Genomic DNA, 18860 nt, shown 5'->3' with positions numbered 1-18860 from the left:
ATGAAATGCAGCAGAAATTCGGCAAGGTGGCCGTGTTGATGGGCGGGACTTCCGCCGAGCGCAAGGTGTCCCTGAAAAGCGGTGCCGGGGTGTTGGCGGCCCTGCAGCGCCAGGGCGTGGATGCCCATGCCTTCGATCCCGCCGAGCAGCCCCTGGACGCCCTCAAGGGCTATGACCGGGCCTTCATCGCCCTGCACGGCCGCTATGGCGAGGACGGCACCATCCAGGGCGCCCTGGACCTGATGGGCATTCCCTTCACCGGCCCGGGCGTGATGGCCTCCGCCGTGGGCATGGACAAGTTCCGCACCAAGCTGATCTGGCAGGCCGCCGGCCTGCCCGTGCCCGAGTACGCGATGCTGGGCGCCGACTCCCATTTCGACGAGGTGGAAGAGCAGCTGGGCCTGCCCCTGTTCGTGAAACCCGTGCGCGAAGGCTCCTCCATCGGGGTCTCCATGGTCACCACCGAGGGCGGTCTGCGCGCCGCCTGGCAGGAAGCTGCCCGGCACGATCCCCTGGTGATTGCCGAGGCCGGGGTCATGGGGGGCGAATACACGGTAGGCATCCTGGGCGACCGGGCCCTGCCCATCATCAAGATCGAGCCCACCACGGCCTTCTACGACTACGACGCCAAATACTTCCGGGACGACACCCGCTACCTCTGCCCCTGCGGCCTGTCGGCCGAAAAGGAGGCCGAGATCCAGGCCGGCGCCCTGAAAGCCTTCCAGGTCCTGGGCGGCAAGGGCTGGGGCCGGGTGGACTTCCTCATGGACGAGGCCGGCCGGCATTACTTCCTGGAGGTGAACACCTCCCCCGGCATGACCGACCATTCCCTGGTGCCCATGGCGGCCCGGGTGGCCGGCATGGATTACGACCAACTGGTATTGCAAGTGCTCTCCCTGGCGGGACGGGACTGAAGAGAACGATGAATGTGGCACCGACCCCAGCTGCTCAACACCCTGGCGGACCTGCTGTTTGCGGCAGGGGCGGCCATGCTCATGGCTGCCCTGGCCATCTGGGTGCTGCGCATGCCTTTCGCGCCGATCCGCGAGGTGGTGCTGGAAGCGCCCCTGCAGCACGTGCATCCGACCGAACTGGAAGAGGCCCTGCAGGGCCGGGTGCGGGGCAACTTCCTCAGCCTGTCCCTGGACGGGGTGCGGGATGCCCTGGAGGCGCTGCCCTGGGTGCGCAAGGCCATGGTGCGGCGGGTCTGGCCCGACCGGCTGGTGGTCAGCCTGGAGGAGCACCAGCCGGTGGCCCGCTGGGGGGATACCGGCGGCGAATGGGTGAACTCCTTCGGGGAGACCTTTGCCGCCAGCCTTCCCGACGGGGCCGGGCTGGAGCTGCCCACCCTCAAGGGCCCCTCGGGCACGGCGCCCCTGCTGTTGAAGCGCTACGGGGAAACCCTGGAGTTACTGGCGCCCCTGCAGCTGAAACCGGTGGCCGTGAGCCTCTCGTCCCGGCTGGCCTTGGGGCTGAAGCTGGACAACGGCATGCGCCTGGAGCTGGGGCGGGAGCAGAGCCGTTCTCCGGCCAGCCTGCGCCTGCAGCGTTTCGTCGATATTTATCCCGCCGCCGTGGCGGGCCGGGAGCCGCGGCCGGCAACCGTGGATTTGCGTTATCCCAACGGCTTCGCCCTGTACCCGGCGGGGACGCTTCCGGAACACAGAGGTAGAGAATGAGCAGAGAAAGCAAGGACCTGATCGTCGGCCTGGACATCGGCACTTCCAAGATCGTCGCCCTGGTGGCCGAGATCACCGGGGAAGGGCGGCTCAACGTGATCGGCATGGGCTCCCAGGATTCCCGCGGCCTGAAGAAGGGGGTGGTGGTCAATATCGAGGAGACCGTGCATACCATCTCCCGGGTGGTCCAGGAGGTGGAGCTGATGGCCGACTGCAAGGTGCGTGACGTGTATACGGGCATCGCCGGCAGCCACATCAAGAGTTTCAACTCGGATGGCATGGTGGCCATCAAGGACAAGGAAGTGACCCCGGCGGATGTGGACCGGGTGATCGAGACCGCCCGGGCCCGACCGATTCCCGCCGACCAGGAAATCCTGCACATCCTCACCCAGGAATTCGTCATCGACGGCCAGGACGGCATCCGCGAGCCCATCGGCATGAGCGGCATGCGTCTGGAAGTGAAGGTGCACATCGTCACCGGCGCCGTCTCGGCGGCCCAGAATATCGTCAAGTGCGTGCGCCGTTGCGGCCTGGAAGTGAACGACATCGTGCTGCAGCCCCTGGCTTCCAGCTATGCGGTGCTCTCCGAGGACGAGAAGGATCTGGGCGTGTGCCTGATCGACATCGGCGGCGGCACCACCGACATCGCCGTGTGGACCCAGGGGGCGATCCGCCACACCTCGGTGATTCCCATTGCCGGCGACCAGATCACCAACGACATCGCCATGGCCCTGCGCACCCCGACCCGGGACGCGGAAGACATCAAGTGCAAGTACGGCTGCGCCCTGTCCCAGCTGGCCGACCCTGAGGACATCCTGGAAGTGGCCGGGGTGGATGACCGGCCCAGCCGCAAGCTGTCCCGCCGGGCCCTGGCCGACGTGATCCAGCCTCGGGTGGAGGAGCTCTACGAACTGATCCAGCACGAGCTGCGCCGGGCCGGCTTCGAGGACGTGCTGTCCTCGGGCATCGTCATCACCGGTGGCGCTTCGGTGATGCCCGGCATGATCGAGCTGGGCGAGGAAATCTTCCACATGCCGGTGCGCCAGGGCACGCCCAAGTACCGGGGCAGCCTGGCCGACGTGGTGCAGAACCCCCGTTTTTCCACGGCCTACGGCCTGTTGCTGGAGGCCCAGGCCCAGCGACGCCGGGGCCAGAAGGTTGAGGAGAAGCGTTCCGTCAAGGACGTCTTTTCCAGCATGAAGTCCTGGTTCGAAAAGAACTTTTAATTCCTAGTCATCAACGTTTTTTTGCAGCGGAGGCGCGTATGTTTGAAATCATCGAGAAAGACGAGCTCGATACCATCATCAAGGTGGTGGGTGTCGGGGGAGCGGGCGGCAATGCCGTCGAACACATGATCCGGGAAGGGGTCCAGGGGGTGGAGTTCATCGCCGCCAACACGGATTCCCAGGCCCTCAGCCGCAGCCAGGCCGCCACCAAGCTGGCCCTGGGCAAGCTGGGCGCGGGCGGCAAGCCCGAGGCCGGCAAGAGCGCGGCGGAAATCCACAAAGACGCCATCCGGGCTCAGCTCGAAGGCGCCCACATGGCGTTCATCACCGCCGGCATGGGCGGCGGCACCGGTACCGGTGCAGCGCCCGTGGTGGCTGAGATCGCCCGGGAAATGGGCATCCTCACCGTGGGCGTGGTGTCCAAGCCCTTCTCCTTCGAGGGCGGCAAGCGCATGAAGAATGCCGAAGCCGGGATCACCGAGTTCTCCAAGCACGTGGATTCCCTGATCGTCATCCTGAACGACAAGCTGATGGAAGTGATGGGCGACGACGCGGGCGTGGATGACTGCTTCAAGGCGGCCGACGACGTGCTCAAGAACGCCGTGGGCGGCATCGCCGAAATCATCACCAACCACGGCCTGGTCAACGTCGACTTTGAAGACGTGCGCACCGTGATGGGTGAAACCGGCCGGGCCATGATGGGTTCCGCCGTGGCCGCCGGTCAGGACCGGGCCCGCATCGCCGCCGAACAGGCCGTGGCTTCGCCGCTCCTGGAAGGCATCAACCTGTCCGGCGCCCGGGGCGTGCTGGTGAACATCACTGCCGCCCGTTCCGCCCTGAAGATGAAGGAAGTCAACGAAGTGATGGCCACCGTGCGGGCCTTCGCGGCGGAAGACGCCCACATCATCTTCGGTGCCGTCTACGACGAGAACATGGGCGACCAGCTGCGGGTCACCGTGGTGGCCACGGGTCTGGGCCAGGCGGCCAAGCAGCAGACCTTCACCGTCATCAACACCCCGGTACTGCAGGCCACCGGGACCGACGGCATGGTCATGGGGGGGGCCATCGACTACAACGAGATGGCCAACACCCCGGCGGTGGTCAGAAAGCGCAATGTCACCGTGGAAGCGCTGGAAAACAGCGGCGTGGATCGCTACGACATCCCCGCCTTCCTGCGCAAGCAGGCTGACTGACCGCGCCGGTCACACTTCGCCTCTGCAAGAGGGGATGGGCCTTCATGTTAGAATGCCCGTCCCCCCGCCCCTTGTCGGGCCCGCATTTCCAGGCAGCAAGATGCTCAAGCAGAGAACCCTGAAGTCCCTCATCCGCGCTTCCGGCGTTGGCCTCCATGGCGGCGTCAAGGTGAACATGACCCTGCGTCCGGCCGCTCCGGATACGGGCATCGCCTTTCGTCGCGTGGATTTGGCCGAACCGGTGGATATTCCCGCCTCCGCCCTGCTGGTGGGGGATACCCGCATGTGTTCCTGCCTCGAGCGGGATGGCCCCGATGGCAAGGTCAAGGTGGGCACCATCGAACATCTGATGTCGGCCCTGGCCGGGCTGGGCATTGACAATCTCTGGGTGGACCTGGATGCGCCGGAAGTGCCCATCCTGGACGGCTCCGCCGCACCTTTCGTGTTCCTGATCCAGTCGGCCGGCATCGAGGAGCAGCCGGTGCCCAAACGCTTCATCCGCGTCACCCGGCCCGTGGAAGTCACGGACGGGGACAAGTGGGCCCGCTTCGATCCCTACGACGGCTACCGCCTGGATTTCTCCATCGTCTTCAACCATCCCGCCATCGACAAGTCCGCCCAGCGGGCGGTGATCGACTTTGCCGATCAGTCCTATGTGCGCGAGGTGGCCCGGGCCCGCACCTTCGGTTTCATGCAGGAAGTGGAGTGGCTGCGGGAAAACGGGCTGGCCCTGGGGGGCGGCCTGGAAAACGCCATCGTCCTGGACGAGTTCCGGGTGCTGAATGGCGACGGGCTCCGCTACGGCGACGAGTTCGTCAAACACAAGATTCTGGACGCCATCGGCGACCTGTACCTGATCGGCCATCCCCTGCTGGCCAGCTTCACCGCCCACAAGTCGGGGCACGGCCTCAACAATGCCCTGGCCCGGGCTCTGCTGGTTCAGCGGGATGCCTGGGAGTTCGTCACCTTCCCCGAGCCGGAAGCCGCCCCCGAGCGGGTGCGGCGCTGGCTGGCCCAGGCCGCCTGAGCCAGGTCGGGCGGGATCCATGTACATCCTGCGCATCCTCGCCGTGCTGCTGGTGGTGGCCGTGGGGGTGGGCTTTCTCGCCTACGCCCTCACCGGGGAGCGCCGCTACCTGCAGCTGTCGTTCCGGCTGCTCAAATACGGCCTGGTCTTCGCACTCATCCTGTTCGCCCTGCTGTTCCTGGAGCGGGTGGCGCTCATTCCCTTATAGCGGCCCGCTGCACCAGATGCAGCAGGGCCCGGGCCAGGGGCGAGCCCTCCGGCATGGCGGCGGCGCAGGCCGAAAGTCCCATGGCGCTCTCCCGCGAGATCAGCTTCACCGTGGAAGTGGTTGATTGCTCGTGGTTTTGGATGGGTTGAACTTTCACCTCTATCTGGTTACACTCCAGACCGATTTTCACAAAACTGTCTCGCAGGCGCAGGCTGATCTGCTTGAGCTTGGCGGCAACCGCGCCATTGGCGGCGTGGATAACGATAGTCCCCAATCGGTAATTGACTACCCGGGCGTGCTCAGCCAGCCCGGGCGGGACTGATGCGGCAAAGCGTTCCCCCAGCCTGACCAGCAGGCGGGCATGGGCCAGGACCTGGGCGGTCTGGTCCGAACGTTCGAGCAGTTTTTCGGGTGTGAGCATAGGAGATAAGCCCGTGCAGATTATTCTGGTTTCCAGCCGTTTTTCCACGGCCAAGACGATCACCATCGGGGTCAAACATATTGTCGCAGTGTTTGGCCTTTTTTTGACCGCCGTGTTCTTTGGTTCCGCCATTCTCTCCTGGCTCAGCATCCAGCTGCGCCTGCCGGTGATCCAGGATCTGGTGCTCTCCATGCAGCAGCATGAAACCCGCCAGACCGAGCAGTTCGTCAAGGGCAATCTGCAGGTGCTGGCTGCCCGGGTCGGGGAGCTGCAGGCCCAGATGGTACAGCTGGACGGCCTGGGGCAGCGCCTCTCGGAGAAGACCGGGGTGGCTGCCGGGAAGAAGCGGGAGGGCGCCAAGGCCGAGCCCCAGGGGGGGCCTTTCATCCCCGCCCCCCTGAGTGAAGACAGCCTGCGTCAGGAGATCGATCGCCTGGCCAGCCAGATCCAGGACAAATCCCTGGCCCTGGCTGCCGTGGAAACCCGGATGCGGGAATCCATGGTGCGGCGGGAGTTCCTGCCTACCACCCTGCCCGTGGCCGGCGGGGCGCGCCTGGGCTCCTCCTTCGGGCCCCGGGTTGATCCCTTCGGGCGGGGCCGGGCCATCCATGAAGGCCTGGATTTCGTGGCTCCCCATGGCACCCCCATCCTGGCCGCCGCCGGCGGCGTGGTGGTCAATGCGTCCTACCACCCGGAGTTCGGCAATCTGGTGGAAGTGAACCACGGCGGCGAGCTGATCACCCGCTACGCCCACCTCTCCTCCATGAGCGTCCAGGTGGGCACCCCCGTGCGCCGGGGCCAGCAGCTGGGGACCCTGGGGACCACTGGCCGCTCCACCGGGCCGCATCTGCATTTCGAAGTCAAGGAAAACGGTTCGGCCCTGGATCCGGCCGTGTTCCTGGGCACCCTGCTGGCCAGCCGGGGGCGCTGAAGCCCTTGCAGCCCCGGATCGGGAGATTCATTTCCACCGGTGCGGTGGCAATTTTTCATCATGTTAGAATCAGCCCTTTGGTGCCTAGGGACGCCTTGCGCGTTAAGTGATGATTTCCGGCCTTCTCAAGAAAATTTTCGGCAGCCGCAATGACCGGCTGATCAAGCAGTACTCCCAGACCGTGCGTCGCATCAATGAGTTGGAGTCGGGCATTGCCGCCCTCTCCGACGAAGCCCTGCGGGCCAAGACCGACGAATTCCGCCGGCGTCATGGTCAGGGTGAAAGCCTGGACAACCTGCTGCCCGAAGCCTTTGCCGTGGTGCGCGAGGCCGGCAAGCGGGTGCTGGGCATGCGCCACTTCGACGTGCAGCTGATCGGCGGCATGGTGCTGCACTACGGCAAGATCGCCGAAATGCGCACCGGCGAAGGCAAGACCCTCGTGGCGACCCTGCCCTCCTACCTGAATGCCATTTCCGGCAAGGGGGTCCATGTCATCACGGTGAACGACTACCTGGCCAGCCGCGATGCGGAATGGATGGGGCGGCTGCACCGCTTCCTGGGGCTCACGGTCGGGGTGAATCTGTCCCAGATGGACCACGAAGCCAAGCAGCAGGCCTACGCCGCCGACATCACCTACGGCACCAACAACGAATTCGGCTTCGACTACCTGCGCGACAACATGGTCTATTCGGCCGGTGAGCGGGTGCAGCGGGGCCTCAATTACGCCATCGTGGACGAGGTGGACTCCATCCTCATCGACGAAGCCCGCACCCCCCTGATCATCTCCGGGCAGGCCGAGGATCATACGGAGCTGTACATCCGCATGAACGCCGTGGTGCCCATGCTGAGCCGCTGCGCCGAGGAAAATGCTCCCGGCGATTACTGGGTGGATGAAAAGGGCCATCAGGTGCACCTCACCGAGGAGGGCCACGAGCACGCCGAGCAGATCCTGGTGAACCTGGGCCTGCTGTCCGACGGCCGCAGCCTCTACGAGGCCTCCAACATCACCCTGATGCATCACCTGAATGCCGCCCTGCGGGGCCACACCCTGTTCCACAAGGACCAGAACTACGTGGTGCAGAACGGCGAGATCATCATCGTGGACGAATTCACCGGTCGCCTGATGGCGGGCCGGCGCTGGTCCGACGGCCTGCATCAGGCCGTGGAGGCCAAGGAAGGGGTGAAGATCCAGAACGAGAACCAGACCCTGGCCTCGATCACCTTCCAGAACTATTTCCGCATGTACGGCAAGCTGGCTGGCATGACCGGCACCGCCGACACGGAAGCCTACGAGTTCCACCAGATTTACGCGCTGGAAACCGTGGTGATCCCCACCCACCGGCCCATGCAGCGCAAGGATCACAACGACCAGGTGTTCAAGACGGCGGCGGAGAAGCACACGGCCATCATCGCCGACGTGAAGGAATGCCATGGCCGGGGTCAGCCCGTGCTGTTGGGCACCACCTCCATCGAAGCTTCCGAATTGCTCTCCAAGCTCCTCGACCAGGAAAAGCTGCCGCACCAGGTGCTCAACGCCAAGCAGCACGCCCGGGAAGCCGAAATCGTCGCCCAGGCCGGTCGCCCCGGCATGATCACCATCGCCACCAACATGGCGGGCCGGGGTACGGACATCGTGCTCGGGGGCAACATCGAGAAGCAGATCGCGGCCGTGGAAGAGGACGAGAGCCTCGCCGAGGCCGACAAGGCCCAGCGCATCGCGGCCATGAAGGAAGAGTGGCAGAAGGTCCATGACCAGGTGCTCGCCGCTGGCGGCCTGCACATCATCGCTTCCGAGCGGCACGAATCCCGCCGCATCGACAACCAGCTGCGGGGCCGGGCCGGCCGCCAGGGGGATGCGGGCTCCTCCCGCTTCTACCTGTCTCTGGAAGACCCCCTGCTGCGCATCTTCGCCGGCGACCGGCTGCGCGGCATCATGGACCGCCTGAAGATGCCCGAGGGGGAAGCCATCGAGCATCCCCTGGTGACCCGTTCCCTGGAGTCTGCCCAGCGCAAGGTGGAAGGCCGCAACTTCGACATCCGCAAGCAATTGCTGGAATACGACGACGTGGCCAACGACCAGCGCAAGGTGATCTACGCCCAGCGCAACGAACTGCTGGAAACCGAGGATATTTCCGAAACCATCACCGCCATGCGCCACGGGGTGCTGGAGGAGCTGTTCCGCCAGTTCGTCCCGGCCGAATCCGTGGAAGAGCAGTGGGACATCCCCGGGCTGGAGCGGGCCCTGGCCGGCGACTTCCTGATCGAAGTTCCCCTGGCCCTGTGGGTCAGCCAGGAACCCACGATCACCGATGACGAAATCCTGAGCCGGCTGATCAAGCTTACCGACGAGATTTACAGCGGCAAGGTGGATCAGGTGGGCCTCGAGGTGTTCCACCAGTTCGAGCGCAACGTGATGCTGCAGAGCCTGGACACCCACTGGCGCGAGCACCTGGCCGCCCTGGACCATCTGCGTCAGGGCATCCACCTGCGCGGTTACGCCCAGAAGAATCCCAAGCAGGAATACAAGCGCGAGGCCTTCGAACTGTTCGAAGGGCTGCTCGATTCCATCCGCCGGGAAGTCACCCGGGTGCTGGTCACCGTGCAGATCCGCTCCCAGGCCGACGTGGAAGAGGCGGCGCCCCACGCCGAGGTGGAGAACGTCCAGTACCACCACGCCGGTTTCGACGAGGCCCTGGGCGAGCCGGAAGAGGGCGGGGACAAGCCCCAGCCGGCCCAGGGTGAGCCCAAGGTGGGGCGCAACGACCCCTGTCCCTGCGGCAGCGGCAAGAAATACAAGCACTGTCACGGAAAGCTGGCTTGATATCCTGGTCCTGGAAAAATCGGCGTCCGGCAGGGCGCCGTTTTTCCTTCTGGACCCGCTTTCCTGAATCATCCTTGATCCTTAAAACCTCAGTTAAACCACAGAGGCACAGAGACGCCGAGGAAAAACAAAGACTTGTCCTGGAAGGCCAGGTCACTTTCTAGGTGAGCGCAGAAGATGATGCAAGCCATTGTTTTTTTGAACTTCTCTGTGTCTTTGTGTCTCTGTGGTGAGGTTTTTAGGTTGATTCCTCACCACAGGGCCCCGGAGGTGCGGCAAAAGGCAAAAACTAAAGGCTTCATCCCCTTGCCTTGTCCTGTCCGGGCGGTGAGGTAGCCTGCAGAAGCAAGGCCTGGTTTTTCTCTGTGCCTCTGTGGTTCAAATGAGGTTTTTGGTATCCCCTTTCAACTGTTCTGGAGTTTCCCATGCCTGTGAATTACGCCACTCCCGCTCCCGCAGCCCTGCATCCCGTCGCCGGCGTCCGCCTCGGGGTGGCCGAGGCCGAGATCCGCAAGAAGAACCGTAAGGACCTGACCCTGATCGAGCTGGAAGCCGGGGCCACGGTGGCCGGTGTGTTCACCCTCAACCGTTTCTGCGCCGCCCCCGTGCAGCTGTGCCGCAAGCACCTGGCCGAAGGCCCGGGCATCCGTGCCCTGGTGATCAACACCGGCATCGCCAACGCCGGCACCGGCGAGCCCGGCCGTCAGGCGGCCCAGGCCACCTGCAACGCCGTGGGCCAGCTGCTCGGCATCGGCGCCGACCAGGTGCTGCCCTTTTCCACGGGCGTGATCCTCGAACCCCTGCCCGTGGAGCGCCTGGTGGCTGGTCTGCCTGCCACCAAGGTCAACCTCGCCGCCGACCACTGGCATGCCGCCGCCCACGCCATCATGACCACGGACACGGTGGCCAAGGCCGCCTCGCGCCAGTTGCAGGTGGCCGGCAAGACCCTGACCGTCACCGGCATCTCCAAGGGGGCCGGCATGATCAAGCCCAACATGGCCACCATGCTGGGCTTCATGGCCACCGACGCGGGCATCGCCCAGCCCCTGCTCGATGCGCTGGTGAAGGAAGCCGCCGACGAGTCCTTCAACTGCATCACCGTGGATGGCGACACCTCCACCAATGACTCCTTCATCATGATCGCCACCGGCAAGGGCGAGCTTGCCTTTGCCTCCGGCCAGGAAGCCGGCTGGGCCGAGGTCAAGGCGGCCCTGATCGATGTGGCCCGGGAGCTGGCCCAGGCCATCGTCCGGGACGGGGAGGGCGCCACCAAGTTCATCACCGTGGCGGTGGAAGGGGGCAAGGACCGGGACGAATGCCGTCAGGTGGCCTACGCCATCGGCCATTCCCCCCTGGTAAAGACCGCCTTCTTCGCCTCCGACCCCAACCTGGGCCGCATCCTGGCTGCCGTGGGCTACGCCGGCATCGCCGATCTGGATGTGGACGGGGTCAAGGTGTGGCTGGAAGCCGCTGGGCAGTCGGCCCTGGTTTCCGAGCTGGGTGGCCGGGCCGGGGCCTACAAGGAAGAAATGGGCGCCGCCATCATGGCCAACGCCGAGATCACCGTGCGGGTGCACCTGGGCCGGGGCGCCGCCGCCGCCAGGGTCTACACCTGCGATTTCTCCTACGACTACGTGAAGATCAACGCGGATTACCGCAGCTGATCGCTCTTTCTCAGCCGGATGCGCCGGAACCAGCCTCCCGCCAGGGCGGGCTGGTCTTCCTCCAACTCCAGGCCCGGGGTCCGGGCCAGTACTTCTTCGAACACCACGTCCAGGCGGGTCGCCAGGCGGCCTGAAACCGGCGTCAGCAGGCGGCGCAGGGGGGCTTTCTGGCCGGGGCGCAGGAACTTGTCCAGGATCAGCAGCCGGCCGCCGGGCTTCAGCACCCGGGCCGCTTCCTGCAGGCAGGCTTCCGGGCGCGGCACCACGGCCAGGATCAGGTGCAGCACCGCGTGGTCGAAACTGGCGTCGGCGAAGGGCAGGGCGTGCACATCCCCCTGCAGGGGCGTGAAACGGTGCGCCACCAGCCGGGGCAGGGCTTTTTGCAGCATGGCCCGGGTCAGGTCCAGGCCCACGTACTCATGCTGGGGCGGCAGCCAGGGGGCGTCCAGGCCGGTGCCCAGGCCCGCCAGCAGCACCCGGCCCGGGGACGCCGGCAGGTGGGCGAGGCTGTCCTGGCGCAGGGAGCGGGTGGCCCGCTCCACCAGGGTGTCGTACAGGGGCGCGAAGCAGCTGTAGGTGAAGCGCAGGCTCATGAAGCTCAGTGCAGGGTGCGGGGCATGGCCAGCACGAATTCCGGGATTTCCGCCTCGAAGGGACTGCCGTCGTCGGCCACCATCTGGTAGCTGCCGCCCATGGTGCCCACCGGGGTGTCGAGGACGCAGCCGCTGGTGTACTCGAAGCTTTCCCCGGGTTTGAGCAGGGGCTGGTTGCCTACCACGCCCAGGCCTTTGACTTCCTGGACCCGGCCGTTGCCGTCGGTGATGATCCAGTGGCGGGAGATCAGCTGGGCCGGCAGGGTGCCGCTGTTACGGATGGTGATGGTGTAGGCGAACACGTAGCGGCCGTTTTCTCCGTCGGACTGGTCGGGGAGGAACTGGGTGCGCACGCTCACCTGGATGTTGTGTCTGTCACTCATGGTCGGGCTCTGGGGGGGTGAATTGGTTTTTTTGGGTTTTGGGGAGGAGTATGGATCGTTAGAATAGCGGGCTTGTTCACCTCCTGAAAGAAATCTCCATGCCCAGCCGGGACTTTCTCATCGCCCCCAGCATCCTGTCGGCCAATTTTGCCAAACTGGGGGAGGAGGTGGCCCAGGTGATCGCCGCCGGCGCTGACTGGATCCATTTTGACGTGATGGACAACCATTATGTCCCCAATCTCACCATCGGCCCCCTGGTCTGCGAGGCCATCCGGCCCTGCACCGAGGCGCCCATCGACGTGCATCTGATGGTCAAGCCCGTGGACCGCATCATTCCCGATTTCGCCAAGGCCGGGGCCAACATCATCACCTTCCATCCGGAAGCCTCGGAGCACGTGGACCGCAGCCTGGGCCTGATCCGGGACAGCGGCTGCCAGGCCGGCCTGGTGTTCAACCCGGCCACCCCCCTGCATTACCTGGACCATGTGATGGACAAGCTGGACCTGGTGCTGCTGATGAGCGTGAACCCCGGTTTCGGCGGCCAGTCCTTCATCCCCGCCACCCTGGCCAAGCTGGCCCAGGCCCGGGCCCGGCTCGATGCCTACGAACGGGAAAGCGGCCGGCACATCCGCCTGGAAGTGGATGGCGGCGTCAAGGTCAGCAACATCGCCGAGATCGCTCGGGCCGGGGCCGATGCCTTCGTGGCGGGCTCTGCCGTCTATGGCGCGGGCCGGGATAGCGACCCGCACCGCTACGATTCGGTGATCGGCGCCCTGCGGGCTGAACTGGCAAAGGTCTGAGCATGAAACTGCAATCCGTGACTTTCGACCTGGACGGGACCCTGCTGGACACGGCCCTGGACATCACCGTGGCCTGTAACCGGATGTTCCGCGCCATGGCCCTGCCGGAACGCAGCGAGACCGAGATCCGCAACTTCGTCGGGCGGGGCATGGAGGAACTGGTCACCAAGTGCCTGACCTGGGATGCGCCGCCGGCCCCCGAGGCGGTGCAGACCGGGGTGCAGTTCTTCCGGCAGTTCTACCAGGAAGAAAACGGCCGGGCCGCCCGGCCCTATCCGGGCGTGGTGGAGGGGCTGCAGGGTTGGCTGGAGACCGGTCTGCCCCTGGCGGTGGTCACCAACAAGAGCCTGGCCTTCACGGAACCCCTGATGGAAATGACCGGCCTGGCCCCCTATTTCCAGCTTTACGTCTGCGGCGACAGTACGCCCTACAAGAAGCCCCATCCGGGGCCGGTGCTGCATGCCTGCGAGGCCCTGGGCGTGGCGCCCGAGGCCAATCTGCACATCGGTGACTCCCTCAACGATGTGGCGGCCGCCCGGGCCGCCGGCAGTCTGGCCTGGTTGGTGCCCTACGGCTACACCGAGGGCAAGCCGGTGGACAGTGCCGATTGCGATGCGCTAGTATCCGACCTGCTTGCCGCCCTGCGGCAGGCCCGATCCCTGATCTGATTCTCTCCGTACCTCCGAACTGAGACAGCCTCAAGAACATGACGAACCTGCGTACCTGGCAACCCCGGCATAGCTGGCGCCTCTGGCGTCCGTGATCCTGCGCCGAGCCGTTTCCGGCAGGCAACCTGTACGCAGCACCCGCAGCACCCCTTCGTCGTTTCCGTTTTTGCGAGGCTTTCCATGACTGAACAAGAATTCAATGCCCTGGCCGGGCAAGGTTACAACCGCATCCCGGTCAGCCTCGAGACCTTTGCCGATCTCGATACCCCCCTTTCCATCTATCTGAAGCTGGCCAACGGCCCCTACACCTACCTGCTCGAATCCGTGCAGGGGGGCGAGCGCTTCGGGCGTTACTCCATCATCGGCCTGGCCGCCCCCACCCGCATCAGCGCCTATGGCCGGCGGGTGCTGGTGCTCACCGGGCAGCGCATCGCCGAACAGGCCGAGGACGTGAATCCCCTGGATTTCGTCGCCGAGTTCATGGCCCGCTTCAAGGCGCCCCCGTCTTCTGGTCTGCCCCGTTTCACCGGCGGCCTGGTAGGCTGCTTCGGCTATGACACGGTGCGCTACGTGGAGCCCCGGCTGAACCAGGGACCCAGCGCCGGCGACCTGGGCACACCCGACATCCTGCTGCTGCTTTCGGAAGAGCTGGCGGTGGTGGACAACCTGTCCGGCAAGCTGACCCTGATCGTCTATGCGGAGCCCGGGGTGCCAGGCGCCTACCAGCAGGCCCGGAAGCGCCTCAAGGAACTGCTGCTGCGGCTGCGCCAGCCGGTATCCGTACCGGTGGAGACTCCGACCGCTTCGGCCCCGGCCGTGTCCACCTTCGGCGAGGAAGCCTTCAAGGCCGCTGTGCTCAAGGCCAAGGACTACATCACCGAAGGGGACATCATGCAGGTAGTGCTGTCCCAGCGCATGGAAAAGCCCTACGGCGCCAGTCCCATGGCCCTGTACCGCTCCCTGCGCAGCCTCAACCCGTCCCCCTACATGTTCTATTTCGATTTCGAGGATTTCCACGTGGTGGGTTCCTCGCCGGAAATCCTGGTGCGCCTGGAGCACCAGGGCGAAACGCAGAAGGTCACCGTGCGCCCCATCGCCGGGACCCGGAAGCGTGGCGCCACGCCCGAGGAAGACGAGGCCCTGGCCGCCGAACTGCTGGCCGACCAGAAGGAACGGGCCGAGCACGTGCAGCTCCTGGACCTGGGGCGCAATGACTGCGGTCGGGTGGCCCAGGTGGGCAGCGTGCGGGTCACCGAGAACATGAGCATCGAGCGCTATTCCCACGTGATGCACATCGTCTCCAACGTGGAAGGCCGGCTGCAGCCAGGCTTGGATGCCATGGACGTGCTCAAGGCCACCTTCCCTGCCGGCACCGTCTCCGGCGCGCCCAAGGTGCGGGCCATGGAAATCATCGACGAGCTGGAGCCGGTGAAGCGCGGCATCTACGCCGGCTCCGTCGGCTACCTGGGCTTCCATGGGGACATGGACGTGGCCATCGCCATCCGCACCGCCGTGCTCAAGGACGGCAAGCTGCATGTGCAGGCCGGAGCCGGCATCGTCGCCGACTCCAACCCCGACGCCGAATGGGAAGAAACCCGCAACAAGGCCCGGGCCGTGCTCCGTGCCGCCGAACTGGCAGAAGCCGGCCTCGATACGCGGCTGGACTAAAACCATGAACCACAGAGACACGGAGACACCGAGAGACGCTCTGACGGAGCAAATCATTGGTGCCGCGATCGAGGTTCACCGGGCATTGGGTCCCGGCTTGCTGGAGTCTGTTTACCAGGAGTGCCTGGCGCTCGAACTGGGCTTGCGGGGACTGCACTTTCAAAGCCAGCTGGGGCTTCCCCTGAATTACAAAGGACTCAGCCTGGATGCCGCTTATCGGCTGGACCTGGTGGTGGAACAGGCGGTGGTGATCGAATTGAAAGCCGTGGAGCAGCTATTGCCGCTGCACGAAGCTCAGTTGCTGACTTATCTCAAGCTGGGCGGTTATTCCCTGGGCTTATTGCTCAACTTCAATGTCCCGGTATTGAAGGACGGCATCAAGAGGATGAAATTATGAAAACCCATGTTTTCTCTGCGTCTCTGTGCCTCTGTGGTGAAAGGTTTCCATCATGCTGCTGATGATCGACAACTATGACTCCTTCACCTACAACCTGGTCCAGTACTTCGGTGAGCTGGGCCAGGAGGTGCGGGTGTTCCGTAACGACGCCATCACCCTGGAGGGGATTGCCGCCCTGCGCCCCGATTACCTGGTGATTTCCCCGGGGCCCTGCGCCCCGGCCCAGGCCGGGGTTTCCCTGGCGGCCATCAAGGAATTCGCTGGCAAGATTCCCCTGCTGGGGGTCTGCCTGGGGCACCAGTCCATTGGCGAAGCCTTCGGTGGCAAGATCGTGCACGCCAAGCAGCTGATGCACGGCAAGGTTTCGCCCGTGCATCACAAGGACCTGGGCGTGTTCAAGGGCCTGCCCAACCCGCTCACCTGCACCCGCTACCATTCCCTCGCCATCGAGCGGGAAACCTGTCCCGACTGCCTGGAGATCACGGCGTGGACCGAGGATGGGGAAATCATGGGGGTGCGCCACAAAACCCTGGCCGTGGAGGGGGTGCAGTTCCATCCGGAATCCATCCTCACCGAGCGGGGCCACGACCTGCTCAACAACTTCCTCGAGGAGCACAAGCCATGACGCCGCAAGCTGCCCTGCAACGGGTGATCGAGCATCGCGAGATCTTCCATGACGAGATGGTGTCCCTGATGCGCCAGATCATGTCCGGTGAGGTGTCGCCGGTGATGATCGCCGCCATCATCAGTGGCCTGCGGGTGAAGAAGGAGACCATAGGCGAGATCGCCGCTGCTGCCAGTGTCATGCGGGAACTGGCTACCCCGGTGCAGGTGCCCTATGACCGGCATTTCGTCGATATCGTCGGCACCGGCGGCGATGCGGCCCACAGCTTCAACATCTCCACCACCTCCATGTTCGTCGCGGCCGCCGCTGGCGCCAAGGTGGCCAAGCATGGCGGGCGCAGTGTCTCTTCCAGTTCCGGGGCCGCCGACGTGCTGGAGGCTCTGGGGGCCAACATCAATCTGGGGCCGGAGCAGGTGGCTGCCTGTATCGAGGCTTGCGGCATCGGCTTCATGTTCGCGCCCAACCACCACAGCGCCATGAAGCACGTGGCCCCCGTGCGTCGGGAAATGGGGGTGCGCACCATCTTCAACATCCTCGGCCCGCTGACCAATCCGGCCGGGGCGCCCAACACCCTGATGGGGGTCTTCCATGCCGATCTGGTCGGCATCCAGGTGCGGGTCATGCAGCGCCTGGGCGCCGAGCGGGTGCTGGTGGTGCACGGTAAGGACAATCTGGACGAAATCTCCCTCGGCGCCGCAACCCTGGTGGGGGAACTGAAGGATGGGGAAGTGCGCGAATACGAGCTGCATCCGGAAGACTTCGGCCTGCCGATGATGTCGCTGCGGCACCTGCGGGTCGGCAGTGCCTGCGAGTCCAAGGCGATGATGCTCGCCGCCCTGGAGAATCAGCCCGGCGCGCCCCGGGACATCGTCTGTCTCAACGCCGGGGCCGCCCTCTATGTGGCAAACCTGGCCGGCAGCATCGCTGAAGGCATCGCCAAGGCCCGGGAAGCCATCGCGTCCGGCGCTGCCCGGGCCAGGCTGGACGCCTTTGTCCAGGCAACCCAGAAGCTGGGGCAGTGATGGCGGACATCCTCAACAAGATCGTTGCCACCAAGCGGGAAGAGATCGCCGCAGCCCTGGCGCTCAAGCCCCTGGCCCAGGTGGAAGCCGAAGCCGCTGCCCAGGCCGCACCCCGGGATTTCGTGGGCGCCATCCGCGCCCGGATTGCCGCCGGCCAGCCTGCGGTGATCTCCGAAATCAAGAAGGCCAGCCCTTCCAAAGGCGTGATCAGGGCCGATTTCCGGCCCGCCGAGATCGCCCGCAGCTATGCGGCCCACGGGGCCGCCTGCCTCTCGGTGCTCACCGACCGGCAGTACTTCCAGGGCTGTCCGGAATACCTCCAGGCCGCCCGGGCGGCCTGCGCGCTGCCGGTGCTCAGGAAGGATTTCATCGTCGATGCCTACCAGGTGGCCGAAGCCCGGGCCATGGGGGCCGACTGCATCCTGCTCATTGCCGCCTGCCTGTCCCTGTCCCAGATGCAGGCCCTGGAAGCCCAGGCCCAGGCTTATGGCATGGGGGTGCTGGTGGAAGTCCACGACGGCGACGAGCTGGACGCGGCCCTGCAACTGCAGACCCCCCTGCTCGGCATCAACAACCGCAACCTGCGCAACTTTGAAGTGAGCCTGGAGAACACCTTCTCCCTGCTGCACCGGATTCCTGCCGAGCGGGTGGTGGTCACCGAGAGCGGCATCCTGGCGCCCGGGGATGTGCAGGCCATGCGGGCCCGGAATGTCCATGCCTTCCTGGTGGGTGAAGCGTTCATGCGGGCGCCGGACCCGGGCGTGGAGCTGGCCCGCCTGTTCGCCTGAGACCGCCTCCGGACAAACAAAAACCCCGGCCTGGACCGGGGTTTTTCATGGGGCGGGCCACCGCCTTCATTTTTCCACTTCGTAGACCACGTCGGCCCGGCGGTTTTCCGCCCAGGAGGCTTCGTCCTGGCCCTTCAGCTTGGGACGGGTGTCGCCCAGGGTGATGGTGCGCACCTGGGCATCCTTGGCGCCATTGGCCAGCAGGGCGTTCTTCACCGAGTGAGCGCGGCGCATGCCCAGGACCTTGTTGTAATGGGCGGAGCCCCGTTCGTCCGCGTTGCCCTCGACCCGGATGCGGGCCTTGGGATGTTCGGCCAGGTAGCGGCCGTGGGCGGCCAGGGCGGGCTGGAAGTCGGCCTTGAGGTCGTGCTGGTTGAAGTCGAAGTAGACGCTGCGCTGGGTCCGCAGGCCTTCCCCATCCATGCGCATGGTGCCGCCCTGGGCGTTGTCGGCCACTACCGTGGCGACAGTGCCGGCCCCGGCGGGCTGCAGCTCCGGGGGCACCGGCTGGCCGAGCAGAGCGGGATGCACCTTGAAGGCGGTGGGCGGAACCACCTTGCCGTCATTGCTGGGCGCGGCGGCGCAGGCGGCCAGGAACAGGGCGGCAAGGGAAAGGGCCAGGGTGGAGCGGCTGGGGCGGTTCATGGTGGGGGATTCCAGGCACGGATTTGGGTCAGGGGCGGATGATAGCGCGTAGACGCCGGCCTAGCCACAGGGAGGGGCCGGCGCGGGTGATATAATTGCCC

20 protein-coding genes are annotated in these 18860 nt (G+C 65.4%); 16 read left to right on the top strand and 4 right to left on the bottom strand.

Annotation, left to right across the window (positions count from 1 at the left end):
* Nucleotides 1-5 precede the first annotated feature (5 nt).
* The 6 genes from G474_RS0110965 (at nt 6) to G474_RS0110940 (ending at nt 5333) form a co-directional block, all read left to right on the top strand.
* The gene (locus G474_RS0110965; RefSeq protein ID WP_211228107.1) at nt 6-914 is read left to right on the top strand and encodes a D-alanine--D-alanine ligase; all 909 of its coding nucleotides are present in this window, start codon (nt 6-8) and stop codon (nt 912-914) included.
* 12 nt (nt 915-926) lie between these two features.
* Entirely contained in the window at nt 927-1679 is a 753-nt protein-coding gene (locus G474_RS0110960; RefSeq protein WP_026687019.1) for a cell division protein FtsQ/DivIB, read from the top strand.
* The gene (gene ftsA, locus G474_RS0110955; RefSeq protein ID WP_026687018.1) at nt 1676-2905 is read left to right on the top strand and encodes a cell division protein FtsA; all 1230 of its coding nucleotides are present in this window, start codon (nt 1676-1678) and stop codon (nt 2903-2905) included. The genes G474_RS0110960 and ftsA overlap by 4 nt, the downstream gene beginning before the upstream one ends.
* 38 nt (nt 2906-2943) lie before the next feature.
* Nucleotides 2944-4098 carry a cell division protein FtsZ gene (ftsZ, locus tag G474_RS0110950; RefSeq protein ID WP_026687017.1) on the top strand — a complete coding sequence of 385 codons (1155 nt, stop codon included), beginning with the start codon at nt 2944-2946 and terminating at the stop codon, nt 4096-4098.
* Between the two features lie 100 nt (nt 4099-4198).
* Complete coding sequence (lpxC, locus tag G474_RS0110945) at nt 4199-5125, top strand: UDP-3-O-acyl-N-acetylglucosamine deacetylase (protein WP_026687016.1); 927 nt, start codon at nt 4199-4201, stop codon at nt 5123-5125.
* A gap of 19 nt (nt 5126-5144) precedes the next feature.
* Nucleotides 5145-5333, top strand: a complete 189-nt coding sequence (locus G474_RS0110940; protein ID WP_026687015.1) for a hypothetical protein — start codon at nt 5145-5147, stop codon at nt 5331-5333.
* Here G474_RS0110940 and G474_RS0110935 read toward each other — a convergent pair.
* Nucleotides 5320-5754: a DciA family protein gene (locus tag G474_RS0110935; protein WP_026687014.1), complete on the bottom strand. Its 435-nt coding sequence runs from the start codon at nt 5752-5754 to the stop codon at nt 5320-5322. The genes G474_RS0110940 and G474_RS0110935 overlap by 14 nt on opposite strands.
* A 13-nt stretch (nt 5755-5767) precedes the next feature.
* On the opposite strand from G474_RS0110935, the gene G474_RS0110930 reads away from it, so the two are divergent.
* From G474_RS0110930 to argJ, 3 genes are all read left to right on the top strand, one after another.
* Nucleotides 5768-6685, top strand: a complete 918-nt coding sequence (locus G474_RS0110930) for a M23 family metallopeptidase (RefSeq protein WP_026687013.1) — start codon at nt 5768-5770, stop codon at nt 6683-6685.
* Nucleotides 6686-6794: 109 nt separating this feature from the next.
* Complete coding sequence (secA, locus tag G474_RS0110925) at nt 6795-9506, top strand: preprotein translocase subunit SecA (RefSeq protein ID WP_026687012.1); 2712 nt, start codon at nt 6795-6797, stop codon at nt 9504-9506.
* Between the two features lie 425 nt (nt 9507-9931).
* A complete protein-coding gene (argJ, locus tag G474_RS0110920) occupies nt 9932-11170 on the top strand; it encodes a bifunctional glutamate N-acetyltransferase/amino-acid acetyltransferase ArgJ (protein ID WP_026687011.1) in 1239 nt (412 codons plus the stop codon).
* Here the strand turns inward: argJ and G474_RS0110915 are convergent.
* Nucleotides 11158-11763: a class I SAM-dependent methyltransferase gene (locus G474_RS0110915; RefSeq protein WP_026687010.1), complete on the bottom strand. Its 606-nt coding sequence runs from the start codon at nt 11761-11763 to the stop codon at nt 11158-11160. The two genes, argJ and G474_RS0110915, sit on opposite strands and share 13 nt — an antisense overlap.
* 5 nt (nt 11764-11768) lie before the next feature.
* Nucleotides 11769-12146, bottom strand: coding sequence for a Co2+/Mg2+ efflux protein ApaG (gene apaG / locus G474_RS0110910; RefSeq protein WP_026687009.1), 378 nt, complete (start codon nt 12144-12146; stop codon nt 11769-11771).
* Between the two features lie 98 nt (nt 12147-12244).
* Here apaG and rpe point away from each other — a divergent pair, with 98 nt between their 5' ends.
* The 7 genes from rpe (at nt 12245) to trpC (ending at nt 18114) form a co-directional block, all read left to right on the top strand.
* Nucleotides 12245-12946, top strand: coding sequence for a ribulose-phosphate 3-epimerase (gene rpe / locus G474_RS0110905; protein ID WP_043464060.1), 702 nt, complete (start codon nt 12245-12247; stop codon nt 12944-12946).
* 2 nt (nt 12947-12948) lie between these two features.
* Nucleotides 12949-13614 carry a phosphoglycolate phosphatase gene (gene gph / locus G474_RS0110900; protein ID WP_026687007.1) on the top strand — a complete coding sequence of 222 codons (666 nt, stop codon included), beginning with the start codon at nt 12949-12951 and terminating at the stop codon, nt 13612-13614.
* Between the two features lie 180 nt (nt 13615-13794).
* Complete coding sequence (trpE, locus tag G474_RS0110895; protein WP_026687006.1) at nt 13795-15282, top strand: anthranilate synthase component I; 1488 nt, start codon at nt 13795-13797, stop codon at nt 15280-15282.
* Nucleotides 15283-15286: 4 nt separating this feature from the next.
* Nucleotides 15287-15679 carry a GxxExxY protein gene (locus G474_RS0110890; protein WP_026687005.1) on the top strand — a complete coding sequence of 131 codons (393 nt, stop codon included), beginning with the start codon at nt 15287-15289 and terminating at the stop codon, nt 15677-15679.
* A 52-nt stretch (nt 15680-15731) separates the two neighbouring features.
* Nucleotides 15732-16304 (top strand): aminodeoxychorismate/anthranilate synthase component II, encoded by a 573-nt coding sequence (locus G474_RS0110885; protein ID WP_026687004.1) that lies wholly within the window; start codon nt 15732-15734, stop codon nt 16302-16304.
* A complete protein-coding gene (gene trpD / locus G474_RS0110880; RefSeq protein WP_026687003.1) occupies nt 16301-17326 on the top strand; it encodes an anthranilate phosphoribosyltransferase in 1026 nt (341 codons plus the stop codon). The genes G474_RS0110885 and trpD overlap by 4 nt, the downstream gene beginning before the upstream one ends.
* Complete coding sequence (gene trpC / locus G474_RS0110875; RefSeq protein ID WP_026687002.1) at nt 17326-18114, top strand: indole-3-glycerol phosphate synthase TrpC; 789 nt, start codon at nt 17326-17328, stop codon at nt 18112-18114. The genes trpD and trpC overlap by 1 nt, the downstream gene beginning before the upstream one ends.
* A gap of 66 nt (nt 18115-18180) precedes the next feature.
* Here trpC and G474_RS0110870 read toward each other — a convergent pair whose 3' ends face one another.
* Nucleotides 18181-18759 carry an OmpA family protein gene (locus G474_RS0110870; protein ID WP_026687001.1) on the bottom strand — a complete coding sequence of 193 codons (579 nt, stop codon included), beginning with the start codon at nt 18757-18759 and terminating at the stop codon, nt 18181-18183.
* Nucleotides 18760-18860: the final 101 nt, after the last annotated feature.

Origin of the sequence: Azovibrio restrictus DSM 23866 (assembly GCF_000429665.1) — a bacterium.
GTDB lineage: Bacteria > Pseudomonadota > Gammaproteobacteria > Burkholderiales > Rhodocyclaceae > Azovibrio > Azovibrio restrictus.
This window is presented reverse-complemented; position numbering and strand designations above follow the sequence as displayed.